At 38.6% G+C, this 18,164-nt stretch carries 17 protein-coding genes; 10 read left to right on the top strand and 7 right to left on the bottom strand.

Annotation, left to right across the window (positions count from 1 at the left end; translation table 11 throughout):
- Positions 1 to 2 precede the first annotated feature (2 nt).
- The 10 genes from CH361_RS14785 (at position 3) to CH361_RS14740 (ending at position 10,619) form a co-directional block, all read left to right on the top strand.
- The gene (locus tag CH361_RS14785) at positions 3 to 680 is read left to right on the top strand and encodes an ABC transporter ATP-binding protein (RefSeq protein ID WP_208861452.1); all 678 of its coding nucleotides are present in this window, start codon (positions 3 to 5) and stop codon (positions 678 to 680) included.
- A complete protein-coding gene (locus tag CH361_RS14780; protein WP_100791589.1) occupies positions 681 to 1,463 on the top strand; it encodes an ATP--guanido phosphotransferase in 783 nt (260 codons plus the stop codon).
- A gap of 61 nt (positions 1,464 to 1,524) precedes the next feature.
- On the top strand, positions 1,525 to 4,077 hold the full coding sequence (locus CH361_RS14775) for an ATP-dependent Clp protease ATP-binding subunit (RefSeq protein WP_100791588.1): 2,553 nt from the start codon (positions 1,525 to 1,527) through the stop codon (positions 4,075 to 4,077).
- 26 nt (positions 4,078 to 4,103) lie between these two features.
- The gene (locus tag CH361_RS14770; protein ID WP_100791587.1) at positions 4,104 to 4,538 is read left to right on the top strand and encodes a hypothetical protein; all 435 of its coding nucleotides are present in this window, start codon (positions 4,104 to 4,106) and stop codon (positions 4,536 to 4,538) included.
- On the top strand, positions 4,535 to 5,314 hold the full coding sequence (locus tag CH361_RS14765; protein WP_100791586.1) for a tetratricopeptide repeat protein: 780 nt from the start codon (positions 4,535 to 4,537) through the stop codon (positions 5,312 to 5,314). The genes CH361_RS14770 and CH361_RS14765 overlap by 4 nt, the downstream gene beginning before the upstream one ends.
- Positions 5,311 to 6,600 (top strand): tRNA (N(6)-L-threonylcarbamoyladenosine(37)-C(2))-methylthiotransferase MtaB, encoded by a 1,290-nt coding sequence (gene mtaB, locus CH361_RS14760; protein WP_100791585.1) that lies wholly within the window; start codon positions 5,311 to 5,313, stop codon positions 6,598 to 6,600. The genes CH361_RS14765 and mtaB overlap by 4 nt, the downstream gene beginning before the upstream one ends.
- Before the next feature lie 55 nt (positions 6,601 to 6,655).
- Positions 6,656 to 7,426 (top strand): efflux RND transporter periplasmic adaptor subunit, encoded by a 771-nt coding sequence (locus CH361_RS14755; protein WP_100791584.1) that lies wholly within the window; start codon positions 6,656 to 6,658, stop codon positions 7,424 to 7,426.
- A 1-nt stretch (position 7,427) separates the two neighbouring features.
- Positions 7,428 to 8,681: an ABC transporter permease gene (locus CH361_RS14750; RefSeq protein WP_100791583.1), complete on the top strand. Its 1,254-nt coding sequence runs from the start codon at positions 7,428 to 7,430 to the stop codon at positions 8,679 to 8,681.
- A complete protein-coding gene (locus CH361_RS14745; protein ID WP_100791582.1) occupies positions 8,682 to 9,350 on the top strand; it encodes an ABC transporter ATP-binding protein in 669 nt (222 codons plus the stop codon).
- A 96-nt stretch (positions 9,351 to 9,446) separates the two neighbouring features.
- Positions 9,447 to 10,619: a trans-sulfuration enzyme family protein gene (locus tag CH361_RS14740; protein WP_100791581.1), complete on the top strand. Its 1,173-nt coding sequence runs from the start codon at positions 9,447 to 9,449 to the stop codon at positions 10,617 to 10,619.
- Here the strand turns inward: CH361_RS14740 and CH361_RS14735 are convergent.
- The 7 genes from CH361_RS14735 to CH361_RS14705 form a co-directional block, all read right to left on the bottom strand.
- Positions 10,579 to 11,793 (bottom strand): multiheme c-type cytochrome, encoded by a 1,215-nt coding sequence (locus tag CH361_RS14735; RefSeq protein ID WP_244279902.1) that lies wholly within the window; start codon positions 11,791 to 11,793, stop codon positions 10,579 to 10,581. The two genes, CH361_RS14740 and CH361_RS14735, sit on opposite strands and share 41 nt — an antisense overlap.
- 24 nt (positions 11,794 to 11,817) lie before the next feature.
- Positions 11,818 to 13,266 (bottom strand): rhodanese-like domain-containing protein, encoded by a 1,449-nt coding sequence (locus CH361_RS14730; RefSeq protein ID WP_100791579.1) that lies wholly within the window; start codon positions 13,264 to 13,266, stop codon positions 11,818 to 11,820.
- Positions 13,267 to 13,276: 10 nt separating this feature from the next.
- Positions 13,277 to 14,233, bottom strand: a complete 957-nt coding sequence (locus CH361_RS14725; RefSeq protein ID WP_100791578.1) for a hypothetical protein — start codon at positions 14,231 to 14,233, stop codon at positions 13,277 to 13,279.
- A gap of 3 nt (positions 14,234 to 14,236) precedes the next feature.
- Positions 14,237 to 14,596, bottom strand: a complete 360-nt coding sequence (locus CH361_RS14720; protein WP_100791577.1) for a hypothetical protein — start codon at positions 14,594 to 14,596, stop codon at positions 14,237 to 14,239.
- Positions 14,597 to 14,669: 73 nt separating this feature from the next.
- On the bottom strand, positions 14,670 to 16,022 hold the full coding sequence (locus tag CH361_RS14715; protein ID WP_100791576.1) for a rhodanese: 1,353 nt from the start codon (positions 16,020 to 16,022) through the stop codon (positions 14,670 to 14,672).
- 225 nt (positions 16,023 to 16,247) lie between these two features.
- Entirely contained in the window at positions 16,248 to 16,859 is a 612-nt protein-coding gene (locus tag CH361_RS14710; RefSeq protein WP_100791575.1) for an XRE family transcriptional regulator, read from the bottom strand.
- Positions 16,843 to 18,159: a hypothetical protein gene (locus CH361_RS14705; protein WP_100791574.1), complete on the bottom strand. Its 1,317-nt coding sequence runs from the start codon at positions 18,157 to 18,159 to the stop codon at positions 16,843 to 16,845. The genes CH361_RS14710 and CH361_RS14705 overlap by 17 nt, the downstream gene beginning before the upstream one ends.
- Positions 18,160 to 18,164: the final 5 nt, after the last annotated feature.

Here is an 18,164-nt window from a genome sequence, read left to right as displayed (position 1 = left end):
TAATACCAACTGTCTCTGTTCGCAAACTAGAAAAATACTACCAAGTTGTAGACAACAGATATCATATCATCGCAGGTCTCGATTTTGAAGTTTTACCCGGTGAAATTGTTTCAGTGGAAGGTGCTTCCGGTGTGGGAAAGTCGACTCTCCTCAATATTCTGGGAGCAATGGACTCGTTTGACGACGGCGAGGTGGATGTTTGCGGAGTCAGTTTAAAAAACCTTAACGAAAAACAAAGAGAGAACTTCCGAGCTGAAAAAATTTCTTTTATTTTCCAACAACATCTTTTGTTACCAGATTTTACCGCCTTAGAAAATGTAATGATGCCACTCTTAATCGCAAGAATGAATCCTAGTCTTGCAAAACAGAGAGCGATTGAAATTTTACAAAAAGTGGGTCTCGGAGAGAGAACCGAAAGTTTTCCTTCTCAACTTTCTGGTGGAGAGAGTGCTCGTGTGGGTGTAGCACGTGCTCTTGTGGGGAGAAGACAATTGATTTTGGCAGATGAACCCACAGGAAATTTAGATCGAGATAACTCGCGGCATCTAATGGATCTGATCAAAGAACTCCAAAATGAATTTAAGTTTTCTTTGATACTTGTGACTCATGACTTGGAACTTGCTTCCATGGCTCATAAAAGAAACCGAATTGTATCGGGGAAACTAACTCCAGTTACATAGATGTTGTATTGCCGTTTTTGCGGAACCAAAGAGATTCAGTTTCGTAAAAGCGGTAAATTTGGTTGTACCCATTGTGTTTCCATTTTCGACTATCCTAAACCAAAAGGAAAAAACAAAATCCCGGAACCTTTCCTCCAAACCTTAGAAATTTTCGTAAAAAAAAATTCTAAGTCCATAACTCTTTTGTCTCTACGGACAAGGATCACGAGAAACCTAAAATCAAATCTTTTTCCTTATTATGATTCTTTGGTTGAAAAGTCAAAACAGCTGTTAGTCGATTTTGGTTTGGAAGAATCTCTTTACCCTGGAGGGATCCCCCCTACAAGGCTCGAAGGGGAAAAATCTGTTTTGGGTATGGGATTTTATTTAGGTTCGGAAGACCATATTCGTTGGGAGAATCTAATATTTACCAAAGAGAAGAATCTTGGCGGATATCCTTCTGCAAAACCCAAAAATTGGATTTCCATATTTCGTTTTTTATTCAAAAAACCACTTTGGGCGAGTGCACCCGAAGTTGGATTTATTTCTTCCTGTCCTACCAATTTAGGGAGGGGAAGGAGGGATTCCCTTCTTGTCGCCGTGGCAGTAGATGTCGTTTCTGAGTTTTTTTCAATTTTACGAACTTTAGTCGATTTTGGTATAGAATTTGCTCCTTCCTCCGATCATAGAATTGGGAACATCGGAAAAGAACGGGTTCTCGTCGTAAAAATCTCGTGGAAGAACGCAAGTGTGGCTCAAAAACGCGACTTTTACAAAATTCTTGGTTTACTAGGCTCCTATTAAACCGGTACGGTCGTGATGGGAACAAAGAACGTTCGTCTAATTAACAAAGGCAGGGTGCGGCATGTTGGAATTCACAAAAAGAGCAAAAAGAGTCATCAACGAAATCGCCCAAGATGAGGCAAAACGTTTAGGTTCCGATTTTATCGGTCCTGAGCACATTCTACTTGGGCTTCTCCGGGAGGAGGACTCTGTCGCGATCAAGATTCTTACGAATCTAAATATCAATTTGAACGAACTCCGTAAAGAAGTCGAAAAAAGGACTCGTGAGGGTTCTGGTGCCTTGTTACTTGATGTAAGCCAAGGACAAGACAAATACCAAAAAATGATCGAAGTTTCTAAAGAGGAAGCAAAACGCCTCAAACATAACTATGTCGGAACAGAACACATTCTTTTGGCACTTCTTCGTGATAATAATAATATCGCAGGTGGATCGTTATCATCTTTCAGCGTAAATTATAATGTAATTAAATCTGAGATTCTACGACTTTTGGGTGCACCACCTTCTGGTGCTGTGGGTGGAGGAGCAGGAACACAAGGTGCGACGCAAGGCCAAACCCAACAACAAGCAGCTCCTAGACAAGAAAAGAGTAAAACTCCTATTTTGGATGAGTTTGCACGGGATCTAACACAACTTGCTCGTGAGAAAAAATTGGATCCAGTCATTGGTCGTTCGAAAGAAATCGAAAGGGTCATTCAAATCCTTTCTCGTAAAACCAAAAACAATCCAGTTCTCGTGGGAGAATCGGGTGTCGGTAAAACTGCCATCGTAGAAGGCTTAGCACAAGCCGTGATTGAAAAATTGGTTCCAGATCTTCTTTTCGATAAACGAGTGTTATCTCTTGATTTGGCGAGTCTCATTGCAGGAACAAAATACCGTGGTGAGTTTGAAGAACGATTGAAAAAAATCATGAAAGAAATCGTAACTTCTCAAAACATCATCATCTTTATTGATGAGTTACACACTCTGATTGGAGCTGGTGCCGCAGAAGGTGCAGTGGATGCAGCAAATATTTTAAAACCTGCCCTTGCTCGTGGAGAATTACAATGTATTGGTGCCACTACCAATAACGAATACCGTAAATACATCGAAAAAGATTCTGCTTTGGAAAGAAGATTCCAAATGGTGAAAGTATTAGAACCTTCTGTAGATGATGCAGTGTTGATCTTAGATGGTTTGAAAAAAGCATACGAAGCACACCATAAGGTTCGTTATACGGAAAAAGCAATCGAACAAGCGGTGAAGTTATCTCACCGTTATATCAATGATCGTTTTTTACCAGACAAAGCCATTGATATCATCGATGAAGCAGGAGCGAAAGCTCGTCTTGCCAACTGCCAACGTCCGAACGAAATCAAAGAAATTGAAGAAGAGATCAAAGGTCTATCTTCCAAAAAAGAAGATTTGGTTCGCAGCCAAGAGTATGAAAAAGCAGCTGCGGTTCGTGACGAAGTGAATCGCAAAAAAGGCCAATTGGAAGAAAAAACCAAACAATGGCAAGAACGTATGGAAGGTTATGCGGTTTCTATCGAAGAAGAAGACATTCTCTCCGTTGTGAGCCTTTGGACAGGAATTCCTTTGAAAAAAATGGAACAGTCCGAAAATGTAAAACTTCTCAATTTGGAAGACGATATCAAAGGAAGAATCGTTGGGCAAACCGATGCTATTGAAAAAGTGGCTCGCGCCGTCAGACGTTCTCGCACTGGACTAAAGAGCGAAAAACGACCTACGGGATCCTTTATTTTCCTTGGACCAACAGGTGTGGGAAAAACAGAACTTGCAAAAGCGCTCGCAGAACAACTGTTTGGATCTGAAGACAATATGCTCCGCATTGATATGTCGGAATATATGGAACCACATGCGGTTTCAAGACTGATTGGGGCTCCTCCAGGTTACGTAGGATATGATGATGGTGGACAACTCACTGAGTTCGTAAGAAGAAAACCATATAGTTTGGTTTTACTCGACGAAATCGAAAAAGCTCATCATGATCTTTTTAATATCTTACTCCAAATCATGGAAGAGGGAAACTTAACTGATACCAAAGGTCGTAAGGTAAACTTCCGCGATACTATCATCATCATGACATCGAACATCGCTGCGAAAGAGATTTCCAAAGGTGGACGATTAGGTTTTGAAGACTTCGCAGAAGAAAGAGAAACTTACAAAGCAGAACAAGCTCGTGAACAGTTGAAAAAACATTTCAACCCAGAGTTCCTCAACCGTGTGGATGAAGTGGTTTACTTTGCACCTCTGAAAAAAGAAGAGATCGTGAGCATTGTGGATATCATGTTAAAAGATTTTAACAAACGATTGACTGAGAAAAAAGTGCTAGTGGATCTTTCGCAAACAGCAAAGGAACATTTTGCAACCATTGGATACGACCAAAACTATGGGGCTCGTCCACTCCGACGAGTGTTCCAAAGAGAATTGGAAGACTATATGGCAATACAATCTTTGAAAGGTGTTTATGATAACCCAACGAAGATCCTTGTTGATTTTGCAGAAGGAAAACTTGTGTATGCGGAAACTCCTTGGACCGACTACAAAGAAGTTCCGAAAAAAGATGACGGCTCTTCTCCAAGTGCCGAGGAAAAAGATTTGGCTCTCGTTTAGAGAGCCTTTCGGAAAGGCGGACGGAAATGGCTATCCTCATTCCTCTCGTCTTTCTGTTTTCTTATTTTTTCATTCGTAAAATTTGGTTCCAACTGCGGAAAATCCGAACTGTTGGAACCATTGAGCGGATCGAACTCGGATACATTCGTCCGAACCTCATTCTCCCTGAAGTCAAAGTTTTTTATAAATACTACTTCCAATCGGGCCTATATTTTGGATCCGGTTACCTCAACCTTTCCGATTTTCTCACCAATCAGGAATTTCACGTCCATATGGGGCCAGGAGAAAACCCGATTTTATACACAGAGGATTTGGAAATCATCACCGAAGAACATATCGAACATTACTTGCTTTCTAAAGGGGGAAGCGTTTTCCTATACCTGGACCCCATCGAACCCTATCATTCCAGGATAGATTCGGTCAATCTGAACTCCATTACAGTCCCTTCGGATCTTTTATGAAACATTTGATTCACATTCTTGCTGTTACTTGTTTACTCGTAACCTCACTACATTCTCAAGAAAAGGAACAAGTTGGTTCCGCTTACTTTCAAGCTGTCGATGAATACAAAGTCAAAAACTATAACAAGTCAATTGAGTTAGTAAAAAGTCTTTTGACTGACGGTAAGTCCTCTTATGAATTTTACGCATTACTTGCATTTAACTATGACAAGTTGAATGATTTCGAAAATTCTTATAAAAATATGTTGGAAGCAAGGAAACGAAAAACAGATGATGAGGATCTTTTACAGGGTAGCCTTGCCATTTTAACTCGTCATAAAAAATGGAAACCGGCCATTGAACTTGCGGAAAAAACAATTCCTTTGTTCCCACAAAATCCAGAAGTTCGTTATTTTTATGCTCTAGCTCTTTCTGAAAGAGGAGCTTCCAAAACAGCACTTTCTCAAATCGAAAAAGCTAAAGCTGGGAGTCCTAGTGATTTTCGAATGTTAGAATTAGAAGGTAAGATATATTATAATTTAAAAAATTATGACAAAGCAGATGTTAGTTTGCGTTGGGCCTCCTCTTTAAATCAAAACTCAGCTGAAATCTGGAATAACTTAGCACTCGTCCAAGAATCACTTTATAAAACGAATAAAAAATTGGGTAAAAAGTCCCAAGCAAACACTTATTTGACGGAAGCTAAGGATTGTATTCAGAAAGCCTCCGATTTGAATGGGGAAAGTAATACAATCAAAGAAAACTCTAAACGGATCGCTGCGCTCAGTAACTTGTGAAAATTAAATTTCATACACTTGGCTGTCGGTTGAATTTTTTTGAAACCGACGGTATGTATTCTGTTTTAAAAGATAAAGGGTTTTCGCTTGCAGAAGCAGAAGAAAAGGCTGAATACATCGTTGTCAATACATGTACAGTGACAAATAAAGCCGATGTAAAAAATCGAAATATCATTCGAAATGCAATCCGCACGAATCCAGGTGCAAAAGTTTATGTAACTGGCTGTTATGCGGAAACCGATAAAGAAATTTTACAGAACATTCCTGGTGTTTTTGGAGTTTTTGGAAATACCGAAAAAAGTTCTCTTCCTTATAAGATCTTAGAAGATTGGGAAGGCAAAAAAATTGAAACAAACCAGTCTTTTGATCGTTTCTCTTATTCTGATGTACTTCCAGAGGGCCATACCCGTGCGTATCTAAAAATCCAAGATGGATGTAATAGAAAATGTTCTTACTGTAAAATTCCTGCTGCTCGAGGTCTTGGTGTTAGTCGAAATTATAATGATGTTTTAGACCAAGTGAGATACCTCCAAGACAATGGAGTTGGTGAGATCCAGCTAACCGGTGTAAATTTGGGATGGTACAGGTTGGAAAATGGTGAAAAAGGTTTTCTAAATCTTTTGGAAGACATTTTAAAAATTTTAGAATATTCCAGAATTCGTCTTTCCTCCATTGAACCTCCCGATGTAGGGTCGGGTTTACTGGATCTAATGAAACATCCCCGGTTTTGTAAGTTTTTACATGTTCCCATCCAAAGTGGAAGCCGTAAGGTTTTAAAGGATATGCGTCGGACTTACCATCCTGATGCTTTTCGCACAAGGATTGAACTTGCAAAAGAAAAACTTCCTAATTTATTCTTAGGGACTGATGTGATTGTTGGGTTTCCTTCTGAAACAGAACTAGAGTTTCAAGAAACAAAACAATTGTTGAATGAGCTTGGGTTTGCAAAATTACATGTTTTCCCTTATTCAGTAAGAAAGGGAACCTCTGCGGAATCATTCGGTGATCCCATTCCTGGTGACGAAAAAAAACGTAGAGTTTTGGATCTCATGTCACTAAGTTCTGAACTTCATACCAAATATGCAGAATCCGTGGTTGGTAAAACATACGAAGCCATTCTTGAAAGTGATGGAAGGTTCGTGACGGACAACTATCTTAAAGGTAGGCTTGCAGATTCCTTTTCTTTTGATACACTTCAAAAAGGTCAATTTGTAGATGTTAGGTGTTTGGAGTACAAACCCGCCAAAGATAAAGAAGGTGAGTTCGTTTTCGGACTTTCACTTTAGTTTCCACTAGAAAAAGAATTTCCAAAAACATTTGATCTGTGATGATTAGGTCATCATGGATCGTAAAAAACTCTATCTTTTTGGTTCCTTATTTGTAATCATTCTAATCCTCTTTTCTTTCTTTTTCCTTCGCAGTGGCAAAGGGAACAGAATAATGATCGAAAAAGGTTCATTAGTCGAAGCTGTGTATGCTTTAGGGACAGTAAAACCTGTAGATAGTTTTAGTTTGAAGTTTGGAATCGCGGCCTCAGTTCGAGAGGTTTTTGTGGAAGAGGGACAAACTGTAACAAAAGGCCAAGCTTTACTTGTGAATGATTCTGGAATTACCTTTCGTTCTCCTCTGAATGGAACTCTTACTAAACTAAATGTAGCAAAAAATGAAACTACAATGCCAGGACTTCCGGTTTTAGAAATTCAAAATTTAAAAGAAGTATTTGTTTCTGTTTCTCTTGACCAAGAATCTGCTCTCCGTGTCAAACCAGGACAATCTGTCCAACTTAGTTTTGAATCCATCCGAGGGAATGTTTATAAGGGAAAGGTTGAGAGAATTTATCCATCTAACGGACAATTTTTAGTTCGTATTGAAGCTCACGAATTTCCACAGGGAATTTTACCGGATATGACAACAGATGTCGCTATTGAGGTTTCTTCAAAAGATAATGTGGTATTAGTCCCGTTAGTCGCTGTAGATAGAGGGAAAGTAACTCGGTTTCGCGATGGAAATAAAGATAAAATTGAAATTCGAATTGGTGCGATCAATTCAGAATTCGGAGAACTCATCCAAGGTGATTTGAAAGAAGGCGACGAAGTATTGGTTAAAAACTAATATGTTGTTCCTCGCGATAAGACAAATTTTTTCTAGACCACAGCAGTCTGTTCTTACTTTGATCGGGATTGTTCTTGGGACTGCAGGTTATATTGTTTTTTCCGGAATCATGTTGGGGTTTCAAGCAGTTATAACCGACCAATTAGTAAACTCAGATGGGCAAATTAAAATTTCTCCAAGAGATGAACTCATCACAGAACGAACCTTCGAAGATGTTTTTTTTCAAGGTAAGTTGGTTCGATGGTTGTCTCCGCCTTCCGGAAGAACTGATAATTCACGGTTAACGAACGTTCTTGGATGGATGGAAAAATTATCCAATGATCATCGGGTTGTTTCTTTTGCCCCTCAACTCAGTAAAGAGGTTATTTTTGTTAATGGAAAAGAAACTGCTCCTGCACGATTTGTTGGTATTGATCCAAACATCCAACCCAAAGTGACTAATCTTGGTGATTACATTGTAGAAGGTAAGTTATCTGATTTATCTCGCGGAACATCACTTGCGATTATGGGTGAGGGTGTATTAAATAAACTTGGTGCGAAAATGGGTGACACTGTTTCCGTTTATATTCCTGGCACTGATTTGATTCCTGTTAAAGTTGTTGGAATTCTCAGTACAGGAAATAGGTTAATTGATGAAGTAACCGTCTATGCATCTCTATCTTCCGTTCAAAGTATCACTAAATCAAGTGGAGAAATTTCTCAGATCATTGTTAAAATTAAAGACATTCGCGCCGCAGCAGAAATAGCCGAGGACTTACGTTACTTTAGCAAAGATAAGGTTGAAAGCTGGGATGAAGTCAATGCAAGTATTTTACAGGTATTTCGCACACAAGACATTGTTAGGAATTCTACAACTTTTACAATCATCCTCGTTGTTGCATTTGGTATTTATAACATACTAAATATGGTTGTGAATCAAAAGAAAAAGGAAGTAGCAATCCTCCGTTCTATTGGTTTTGATGAAAAGGATACAATTCAACTTTTTATTTTTCAAGGTCTGTTTTTGGGAACTTTAGGAGCTTTGATTGGAATTTTTGTTGGGATTCTTGGATGTTATTACATTGATGGAATTCCTATCGGAGATCCCAAACAGAATTCAAAAGCACTTATGAAAAAAATGATGATATCTTGGGATCTAATGATTTATGTAAAAGGATTTTGTATTGCTGTTCTCAGTGCATCTATCGCTAGTTATATACCTGCGCGTATGGCCAGTCGTCTGTCTCCTGTTGATATTATCAGAGGGGCAACCTAAATGTTAGGAATCGAAGCCAAAAATATTTTTAAGTCCTTTGGGACTCCACCGCAAGATATTTTGAAAGATGTATCTTTGGATATTACCGTTGGAGATTTTGTTGCTCTTACGGGTAAGTCGGGTTCTGGTAAATCTACGTTTTTATACATTGTGAGTGGACTAGACAATCCAACGAGCGGAGACGTTAAGTTAAGTGGAACTTCTCTTCTTGGAATGAATAGTGCAGAGATTCACTGTTTGAGAAATACTTCCATTGGTTTTGTCTTTCAATTCCATTATCTACTTCCTGAACTAACTGGACTTGAAAATATAACTATGCCAGCCAGGAAAACCGGTACACATAAAGCGATGGAAGAGTATGCTCTCCATCTAATGGAAAGTTTTTCCGTTTTGCATTGTAAAGATAAGTTTCCAAGTCAGATGTCTGGTGGGGAAGGACAAAGAGTTGCGATTGCAAGGGCTCTCATACAAAAACCTAAATTTCTGTTTGCTGATGAACCAACGGGAAATCTTGATACAATTAACGGTGATAAGGTGATGGAGATCTTTAAACGGATCAACAAAGAAGATGGGACCACCATTCTTTTTGTTACGCATGACCCTGATTATGCGGCCCTTGCCAGTCGCCGTGTTCACATGATTGACGGGAAAATAGCAGAAATTTCTTAAAATATCTGTTATATTGGTTTAAAATCGATTCTATAGCAGATATTTTCCAAAAAAAATGATGAATTGGAGCCTTCATCGCCGACCTTGGTAGAAGATATGTTTGAACACTTTGAAACTGACGCCATCCGCATCCAAACCAAAAGAACCGGAGAAAAGGAACATTCCACTCCACTATTTTTAACTTCTAGTTTTGTTTTTGATGATGCGGAACATGCAAGAGCACTTTTTGCAGAAGAGGTAACAGGGAACCAATACACTCGGTTTTCCAATCCTAATACCACCGAGTTAATTGAAAAAATGTGTTCACTTGAGCATACTGAGGATGGAATTACCACTGCTTCAGGGATGTCTGCTGTGTTTACCTCTGTATTTGGACTTGTCAAGTCAGGAGACCATATCGTATCTGCTCGTGCTATTTTTGGATCCACACATCAAATTTTTGCAAACATATTACCGCGTTTTGGAGTGACTACCACTTATGTAGATATCAACAAACCTGAGTTATGGGAGGCGGCTTTTCAAGAAAACACAAAGATCGTTTATATAGAAACACCTTCCAATCCGGGCCTTGATATTGTTGATTTAGCTTGGGTTTCAGCGCTTTGTAAAAAGAAAAAAGCCATACTGATCGTAGACAATTGTTTTTGTTCTCCTTATATCCAAAGACCTGCTGATTTCGGTGCTGATATTGTGATTCATTCAGCGACTAAATACTTAGATGGCCAAGGAAGGGTAATTGCGGGTATCATTCTTGGTAAAAAAGAACTTATCCAACCCATTCGTTATATGGCTCGTAACACTGGACCGTCTCTATCTCCGATGAATGCTTGGGTTATATCCAAAAGTTTAGAAACTTTAGCAGTAAGGATGGATCGACATTCTGAAAATGCTATCAAGTTGGCTGAATTTTTGGAAGGATCGGCAGATGTGGAATTAGTCCGATATCCATTTTTACCAAATGATCCTGGTTATGCGATTGCAAAAAAACAAATGAAAGCCGGTGGTGGGATTGTTTCTTTTGTGATCAAAGGTGGAGTCGAAAGAGCTAGAAAATTTTTAGATGCACTCAAGTGGTTTTCTCTTACTGCCAATTTGGGTGATACAAGAACCACTGTGACTCATCCAACATCGACAACTCACTCTAAGTTATCGGAAGCAGAAAGATTAGCAGTAGGAATTTTACCTGGTCTCATCCGTGTTTCTGTTGGTTTAGAACACATTGATGACATCATCGCGGAAGTGAAGCAGGCACTTTCCAACTCAAAGTAAATAGTGTATATAGAGAGTTCTTTTTTTCAGCGAGGGACTCTCTTAATAAAATTAGCGACTGTTTAGAAAGTTCATTACCTCGATTGTCTAACTGTTCCTGGAAAGTCCGGACATACTGTTCGTCCGGATCCACTTCAATTTTCCAAAAAAACTCCTGAATTGAATTTTCATTGGGTTTATAATCAAAACGAACTATATGAGAACCTTTTGGTTTGATTCTCGTATCAGCATATTCTTCTGTAAGGTTTGTGTTCACTATCCTTCCTACGACTGATTCTTCCAGTAGTAAAGGTTTTCTTTTATCATTTAAAATAACATAAAAACGTAAGTAAATTTTAGGAACTACGTAAGTTGGAAACTCATGACCAACACCTATTGATTTTAACTCAGCAAAAATTTGGTATTCTCCATTTTTTTCTTTTACTTCCCAGGTTGGTAATAAGGATTTTTGAACAAAGGTTTTGTCATGGATTCCTTTCCAGGAATGTTCTCTGTCAGGCATATGGCAGTTTTGGCATTGGATTCCTTGTTTGGCAAAAGGACTTCGTTCCCATTCAGAATAAACTTCCATAAGTCGTTTCCCATTCAGTTTGACACCTGTTTCTTTACTTTCATGACAAGACTTACAAAATTCTGAGGATTCAAATTCATTTTTCACCACATAACTGTTATGTGGAATGTTCCCAGAGGTTATCTTTTTGTCATTATTTGTTCTGGGTGGAGGACCAAATCGAATTTGATTTCTGATATGACAAGAAGCACAAAGAATGGATGGATTTCCTATTCCGTTGGGGAAGTTGTGCGATTTAGAATTTAGGATCGTTGTTGTATGGTATTCAAGGTCAAGTTCAGATTTGGTTTCTGGAAGAGGTGAGTGGCAATTGAGACAGGATCTGAATTCATTAGCTGATAGAATTTCTTTTTGCCATAAAAAACCGCCGCTCACCGACTTGGAATGCAAACTTCTTTCCCAATTTTGAAATTGATCTTTGTGGCAAGTTGCACAATCTTTTGGGTCTAAACTTTTTTCTAAAGGAGGAAACTGGGAAGGAGGTAATCCTTGTTCTGAAATTGGATGTTTCCAATGAGATGATAGAAAACTAGAATCAGAACAACTTACGAACATGAATAGAATTGTCAGAATGTTCGTAAGTTGGAATTTTTTAAATTTCACGGTAAGTTGATTCTGTTGAATGAATCAACCGCCGCAAGCATTTCCTCCACCGCCACTCGGTGCGCCACCACCACCACTGGAAGCTCCAGCAGAAGAAGAGCCACGTAAAAAAGCCTTATCTTCAGTCCTTAGTTTGTTGGAATTTTTAACATACTGTCTTCCGATATCCAGTTGGTAATTGGGAACATTGGCATCTGCGTTAGAAGTATTCACTTCCGATAAAGTAGCAATATCTGTTCTCCAATAGGAAGCAGGCTGGCTGATTGCACTGGGGCTTGAGCCGGAGGTGGGAGTCCTGAGCCCAAGGGCACCGAACTGTCTCCAGCCACCTTCATATAACCTTGTCGGTTTGCCAAGAACTTGGTGTAGAATGAACCAAACAAGTGAACCTCTGGTTGCATCTTCTCCATAAACATAAATCTGTTTACCTTCTTGGTATCCCGTGTTATTCAGATAGGTTTGTAATTGGCTAAATGATTTAAACTGGAATGTTGTTCCATCGTACAAATCGGTTGGGATCAAATTTGTAGCAGATTTAATCCTTCCTTCATAAGTCACCAAGCACGTATTACTTGCGAATGTTGAGTTTGTTTTTGTTGTACAGTTAGAATACTTGGAACCTGATGCGGTTGATGCAGCAGTTCCCGTGTAAGATGCATTTGGTCTTCCATCGATGATAAAGAAACCTTCGGCCGGAACGGGATCTACTTCATCAAAAATACTATTCCCATTTTTTATGGAATGGATCAGATCTCCAATGGTCAATTGTAATACGGTATGATCTCTGTATAGAGTTTTTGTGCTACCACCACGGTTACTATTTGCGTAAGTGTAAGATGGAGTCGTAAACAGTGCATTGCTCGCAGTTAAATCAGCAATGGATCCATTTAATACCGCTAGTCTTTCCTTTGGATATCCCCAATATAACAGAGAGTAATACGCAAAAGTTGCCGAAGAAAGATTAGCAAGAGATGATGTATCTTGTGCAAATACAACATAGTCGATTGCTGGGTCTATGCCATACAATCCAAAAAAATCAGAAATCTTTTTCCCTTTTGGTGCAAGTCCATCAATAGCCAATACTCCATCATCTCTGGTATCAGTCAAAAGTTCAGGTAAGTTTGCGATTGGGTATGCAAAACTTTGTTTTCCATCAAAGAACAAATAACGTCCACTTGAACCAGATGACTGGACTTGAATCACAACCAAATTTCCTGATACTCCTGCTGGACGGTTGTTCGACCAGTTAGATAGAAATCGCGAAAACTTGGTCGATGTGATCAGTCCACTATCGTTTAAATTGAAATCAGTATTTGACAAAGTTGCTAGTTCCGCAGGTGAATATACCCGGAATAAAAATGGAGTTAAATCAAATTTCATACTTTGTGGTAGAAATAGATACTCCGGTAAACCTTTACAATTGACTATCTGAAAGAATATAAGACTAAATGTGATTAAGTATTTTAGTTTCATTGGTTTAACCTCAGAGATTGTATGGGAGCGTTGCTGCGAATCCCACAGTTTTTAACCTTGCAGTATTATAACCTGCAATTGTTTCTGAATAGAAGAGGGTGTAGAAGTTGCCAAAACTATCCTGGTAACTTAGGCCGACTTCAGCATTATGAAAGTCTTCTCTTCTTCCCCATGCAGGTCGTTCATTTTGTACGTAAACATCATAGGGATTGATACCGTACACCGATGGCTGTGGATATCGAACCATATTCCAGGGTGGTTGTTGTCTTGGGTCAGCGTAAGCATAACCACCTTGACCTACTTGTCCACGAAGACCAACAGTCAAAAACAAGGATTCAAAGAAACGTTTGTAAATTGCTGAGTAATAAAGGATATCATCGGGTACAGGATTTTCTCTTTTTCTATAAGAAAGTTCACCCAAAGTTCCAAGTCCCCAAATCCCAAAATCTTTTGCTAAGTAGAGATTGACCTCTCCACCACTGGCTCCATCACCAAGCGATTGTGGATTTCTATCATAATCTCCACGTTTGATTCCCCCAACACGAAGAGAGATTGTAGGCATCCAACGGTATTTAGAATCAAACTCGTCTACAATTTTATAACGAAGTCCAAATCTTGTATCCATAAACCCATATTTATCCGGAACATCTGGAGTTTGTTGTAAACCAAGATACCTGTTGAAAACTCTATGGCGACCTAACTTTCCAAATCCAATGGTTAAGTCCGCGGTAAGTCTGTCAGTAATCCCATATTCAAGCGCTAGGTTTGCAACCGACAAACGAACGTTATCGTCGTATTTTGCTTTTTGTCCAGCAAGAAAGGCACTATCGTATTCCGAGTGAATGAATACTGGACGCACCCAGAGTTGTCTTTCATAGGGAGCCCATGCTTGTTGCGCATAAAGACCCGGAGCGGCAAAAATAGATAAAAATGAAATATATTTGAATAAATTAAAGAAGGATTTCATTGTTTACTCCTTCTTTTTTTCTGGAAGTTTTACATTGAATCTAACTTGAACAAAGTATTCGAGGGCTTGTAATTGTTCCTCAGTCAGTTTTCCAGCAAAGTCAGGAAGGTTTACTCTTCTTTTTTCCGTGTTTGGTAAACTGCCTTGTAAGTATTCTAATCTTTCTTCTTGTTCCACTAAATTTACATTAGTTTGTTTTTCTAAACTTAGGTCTTGGTTGTAGACTGCTTTTCCTAAGTGATATTTTTCTCTATCTTGTCCTTGTGGAATGTTGGCAATACCACCACCACCAATTCCTCCAGAAGCAAAAGAGGATGAGATCAAAATTAGATTCATCATTAAAAATTTTAATAAGTTCTTCATATAACTTTCCCTGCGTAATCGATCTTTTTATATATTAAGAGAGGAATGTCAGTGCATTCCTCTCTATGTTTTTTTAACGTTTATAAGCTTTGTCTTCGTCTATAATCTTTCTTGAAGTTGTTGCGAACGCATTCAAGTTAGTTGGAAGATTTGGATCTACATCACCAGCCACATTGTATGTGATGACTTCAGATAGTTCTGCAATGTCAGTCCGGTAAGGAGAATCAGCCGGTAGTTTTGGCGCGGGCCCACCACCAGTTAAACTTCCCCATTCAATCCAGCTTCCATCATAGTATGTAGATGGATATCCGAGAATGGCAATGTAAGAAAAACCAGTCACCTGTGATCTGTTATTAGTTCGGCAAAGTTGGATAGCCGTTTGACCTGCTTGGTAACCTTTTCCATCATAATATGCTTTTAGAGTAGCTTTTGGTAAAAAACGAAATTCAGTATCGAGTAGATCTGTCCATTTTAGTTCTTTTGCACCTTTGATTCTACCTTCAAACCCAACGTATTTACCAGCTACTTCAGAAGTTGTGCTTCGAATTACACCATTGTATTCGTTACTAGTTCCTGAGGAAGATCTTGCATCAGAAATAAACACACTGGAAGTAAGTCCTGAAATGGTAACGTTATTCGGATTTTTTACTGCAGTGATCACATCCTCAACAGGTAACATAAGAATTGTATTATCTACTCTTAGTGACTTTACAGAATAACGGTTTGTGTAACTAGGAGGAGTGTTTGTTGTGGAACTGAATGGAACAAAGTTTCCGTCAGTTGTTGCAAGTCTTGGAAGTGTTCCATTTAAGAAAGCAAGGTTTTTGTGATCAAATCCCCAATAACGAAAGGAATAAAATCCACGAAGAGTTCCTTGGACATGGTTATTGGCATTTGCCGAAGAAACAAATACAACCAGGTCATTGACCGGATCAATTCCATAACGATTTAGGATGGCATCAATCTTTGTTCCATTCGCAATGATGGAAACTGTATCACTGAGTCCGCTACTTCGTTTTTGGCTAAAACCATCTCCACCATCAAGGGCACTGGCTCCATCAGCAAAAGTAAAAGAATACACAACTACATCGTTTCCATTACCTGCAATGTATTCTTTACCAACAGTGGCGCTTGCACCGTTTTGTAAGATGACGAGTTTACCGTTAATTCCTGCAGGTTTTGTTCCTGCCCAATTGTTGACCCATTTACCCAAAGTCGATGGAGTGATTAGTCCATACTCATTTAGATTGTAATCGTCGTTAGACTCTTTTGCTAACTCAGCAGCACTATTGACCTTAATTCCAGAGGAAAGGGCAAGTGCTGCAAGAAGCAGATTCTTGGTGTCGTCGTTTTTCGCTCCACCGCAGGCTCCGATGAACCCCGCGGTAATAAGAGCAATCGACTTGTATAGTAGATTGGTTTTCATTTGTTAATCCTTCGATTGTATTCCTGTTTCCCATCTGTAGGGGTTGCACCAGAGGTAAGAAACATGGTAAGGCCAGTCTGAAAAGGAGGGGAAATTCAAAAATCGTAAATCTTATATATTGAACATAAAATCTTATATAACGCACAATATATTGTCGTGATGTGCATTCCTTTGGACTCCCTTCGGTTTGAGGAATGGAGTCGTTTGGGATTCCCAAAAACTCGCTTAGCGTGCCTTTTTGGATGCGATCCAAAGAAATTTAGATTCTTCTCCAAATTCGTTTTCTAGAAATTCGAGTTCCGATACAGGGAAGAAGGCACTATCTGCTGGTTCCAAAATGATCTCTTTGGTTTTTAGTTTGATTTTAATTTTTCCAGAAACTTGATAGATTTTAATATCAAAGGCGGTGGGTAGGTGACTGAATTGTGTGACTTTGCCGGTGCTAAGTTTCCATTCGGTCAGACTCAAACGATCTCTTTCTTCTTGGTAAAAAACCCTTGATTCTGCTATATTTTTGGGAGAAACCCAGCGTTTTCCCTCGCCAGAACCAATAAAACGTGGTGATTGGGCAAAAAGGTCGGGAATCATTTCTCCGATGGGGATTCGAAGTGATTTGGATAATTTCCATAAAATCCCGATACTGGGTGTGGTTTTTCCCGATTCAATGAGTCCTAACATTCCTCGACTAACAGTCGAAAGTTGAGATAACTTTTCCATAGATAGTCCAAGTTCTAACCTTCTGCGTTTTAAGGTTTCACCAAGGACAACCGTCAGCACTTCATCGACATTTCTTTCGTTTTCTGTTGTGGCCGAAAAACTTTCAATTTCTGTTTCCATACCCAATACTTCCCTTAGGGGCTATGTTTGATATATTGGATATTTTGTAAACTAAAATGAATATTTGCCTGAAATGCCAGGTGAGACAGATAAGGGAGATAACCGCCTCTAGAAGGAGGATCGAGTCAGGGATTTCGTAGAAATAATGAAATGTAAGTCCCAAGCGGGCGGAAGTGAGATAGGACAATTGGGGTATCGAGATCAAAATCCAGGGGGAAATTCTAGCGGATTTTGAAATCACTAAAAATGGTAGAAGGATTAAAAAATACCAAGGGTTGTAAACGGGAAGAAGACAAAGGAAAAGATACCCAATCAAAAAAAACAAATCGAGGCGAGTGGATATTACTGAAAATTTTCGCAAACGATTCTTTTTTTCGAAGGAGATGAGAATGTATCCAATCATAATCGCTAGAAGGAAAAAGAATGGAATGGTTTTTAGATCAATGATTCCGAATGTTTTCCAAAATGGTTCGTAAAACTGATTGAATTTGAAAGCAGAACCAAATTTGATCAAGTTGGTAATTCCAAAATCATTTGTATCTGGAAAAAGTAGATAATAGATAAAATAAAAAATAAAAAACCCAAATAAAAAAGACAAACTAGGTAAAACCAGTTTCCTCCAACTTCCTTTCCAAGTTTTGAACGAAATTGTTTTGAAAAGATAAACAAAGTAAAACAATGAAAAGAATTTAATATGGACAACAAGACCAAATAGGAAACTCGAAAAGACTATTTTTTTATATCGAATCGAATCAAACAAAATCCAAAAAAGAGAAAGGATTAATATTTCAAAATGAAAATTGAGATAAACTTCCTTAATCAAAATAGGAAATAACCAATACAATAATTGAGATTTAGAAAATCTGCCTTTTGAGAAAAACAAAAAACTCGAAGTTTCAAGAACTAGGTAACTAAGTTTCAGAAAAAATCCAGAAAAACCTGGAGAAAATAAGGCAAAAAACAATAAAACAAAGGGGCTGTAAATTGTTGTCCAATCAGGGTGATTGATTTGTGATAGAATTTCTGTTTCGGTATCACCTAAATTTGTTTTTTGAAACGAATCAAAAGGAACTTTTTCATAAGGTGATTCTCCTTGCCGAATTAAATTCCCTTCCCATAAATATCTAGACCAATCATCTTCCCAAATAGGAGGAAGAAAAATAAACAGAACTCGAATTCCAAGTCCTATGATGAAAATGATTGTTTTGTATTTTTTAAAAAAAGATTTTGGAAGGGTTACCATCCAGAGAAAGAGAATGGTAACCAAAGAAACACTGATGAATAGAATCCATTGTAACAATGTTT

The sequence above is a fragment of the Leptospira brenneri genome (assembly GCF_002812125.1).
Taxonomy (GTDB): domain Bacteria; phylum Spirochaetota; class Leptospiria; order Leptospirales; family Leptospiraceae; genus Leptospira_A; species Leptospira_A brenneri.
Note: the sequence above shows the minus strand (reverse complement) of the source record. Positions and strands in the feature narration are given on the sequence as shown.

Coding starts and splice junctions, on each gene's coding strand:
- CH361_RS14780 (WP_100791589.1), top strand. CDS start 681: ATGTTGTATTGCCGTTTTTGCGGAACCAAAGAGATTCAGTTTCGTAAA.
- CH361_RS14775 (WP_100791588.1), top strand. CDS start 1,525: ATGTTGGAATTCACAAAAAGAGCAAAAAGAGTCATCAACGAAATCGCC.
- CH361_RS14770 (WP_100791587.1), top strand. CDS start 4,104: ATGGCTATCCTCATTCCTCTCGTCTTTCTGTTTTCTTATTTTTTCATT.
- CH361_RS14765 (WP_100791586.1), top strand. CDS start 4,535: ATGAAACATTTGATTCACATTCTTGCTGTTACTTGTTTACTCGTAACC.
- CH361_RS14755 (WP_100791584.1), top strand. CDS start 6,656: ATGGATCGTAAAAAACTCTATCTTTTTGGTTCCTTATTTGTAATCATT.
- CH361_RS14750 (WP_100791583.1), top strand. CDS start 7,428: ATGTTGTTCCTCGCGATAAGACAAATTTTTTCTAGACCACAGCAGTCT.
- CH361_RS14745 (WP_100791582.1), top strand. CDS start 8,682: ATGTTAGGAATCGAAGCCAAAAATATTTTTAAGTCCTTTGGGACTCCA.
- CH361_RS14740 (WP_100791581.1), top strand. CDS start 9,447: ATGTTTGAACACTTTGAAACTGACGCCATCCGCATCCAAACCAAAAGA.
- CH361_RS14730 (WP_100791579.1), bottom strand. CDS start 13,266: ATGAAACTAAAATACTTAATCACATTTAGTCTTATATTCTTTCAGATA.
- CH361_RS14725 (WP_100791578.1), bottom strand. CDS start 14,233: ATGAAATCCTTCTTTAATTTATTCAAATATATTTCATTTTTATCTATT.
- CH361_RS14720 (WP_100791577.1), bottom strand. CDS start 14,596: ATGAAGAACTTATTAAAATTTTTAATGATGAATCTAATTTTGATCTCA.
- CH361_RS14715 (WP_100791576.1), bottom strand. CDS start 16,022: ATGAAAACCAATCTACTATACAAGTCGATTGCTCTTATTACCGCGGGG.
- CH361_RS14710 (WP_100791575.1), bottom strand. CDS start 16,859: ATGGAAACAGAAATTGAAAGTTTTTCGGCCACAACAGAAAACGAAAGA.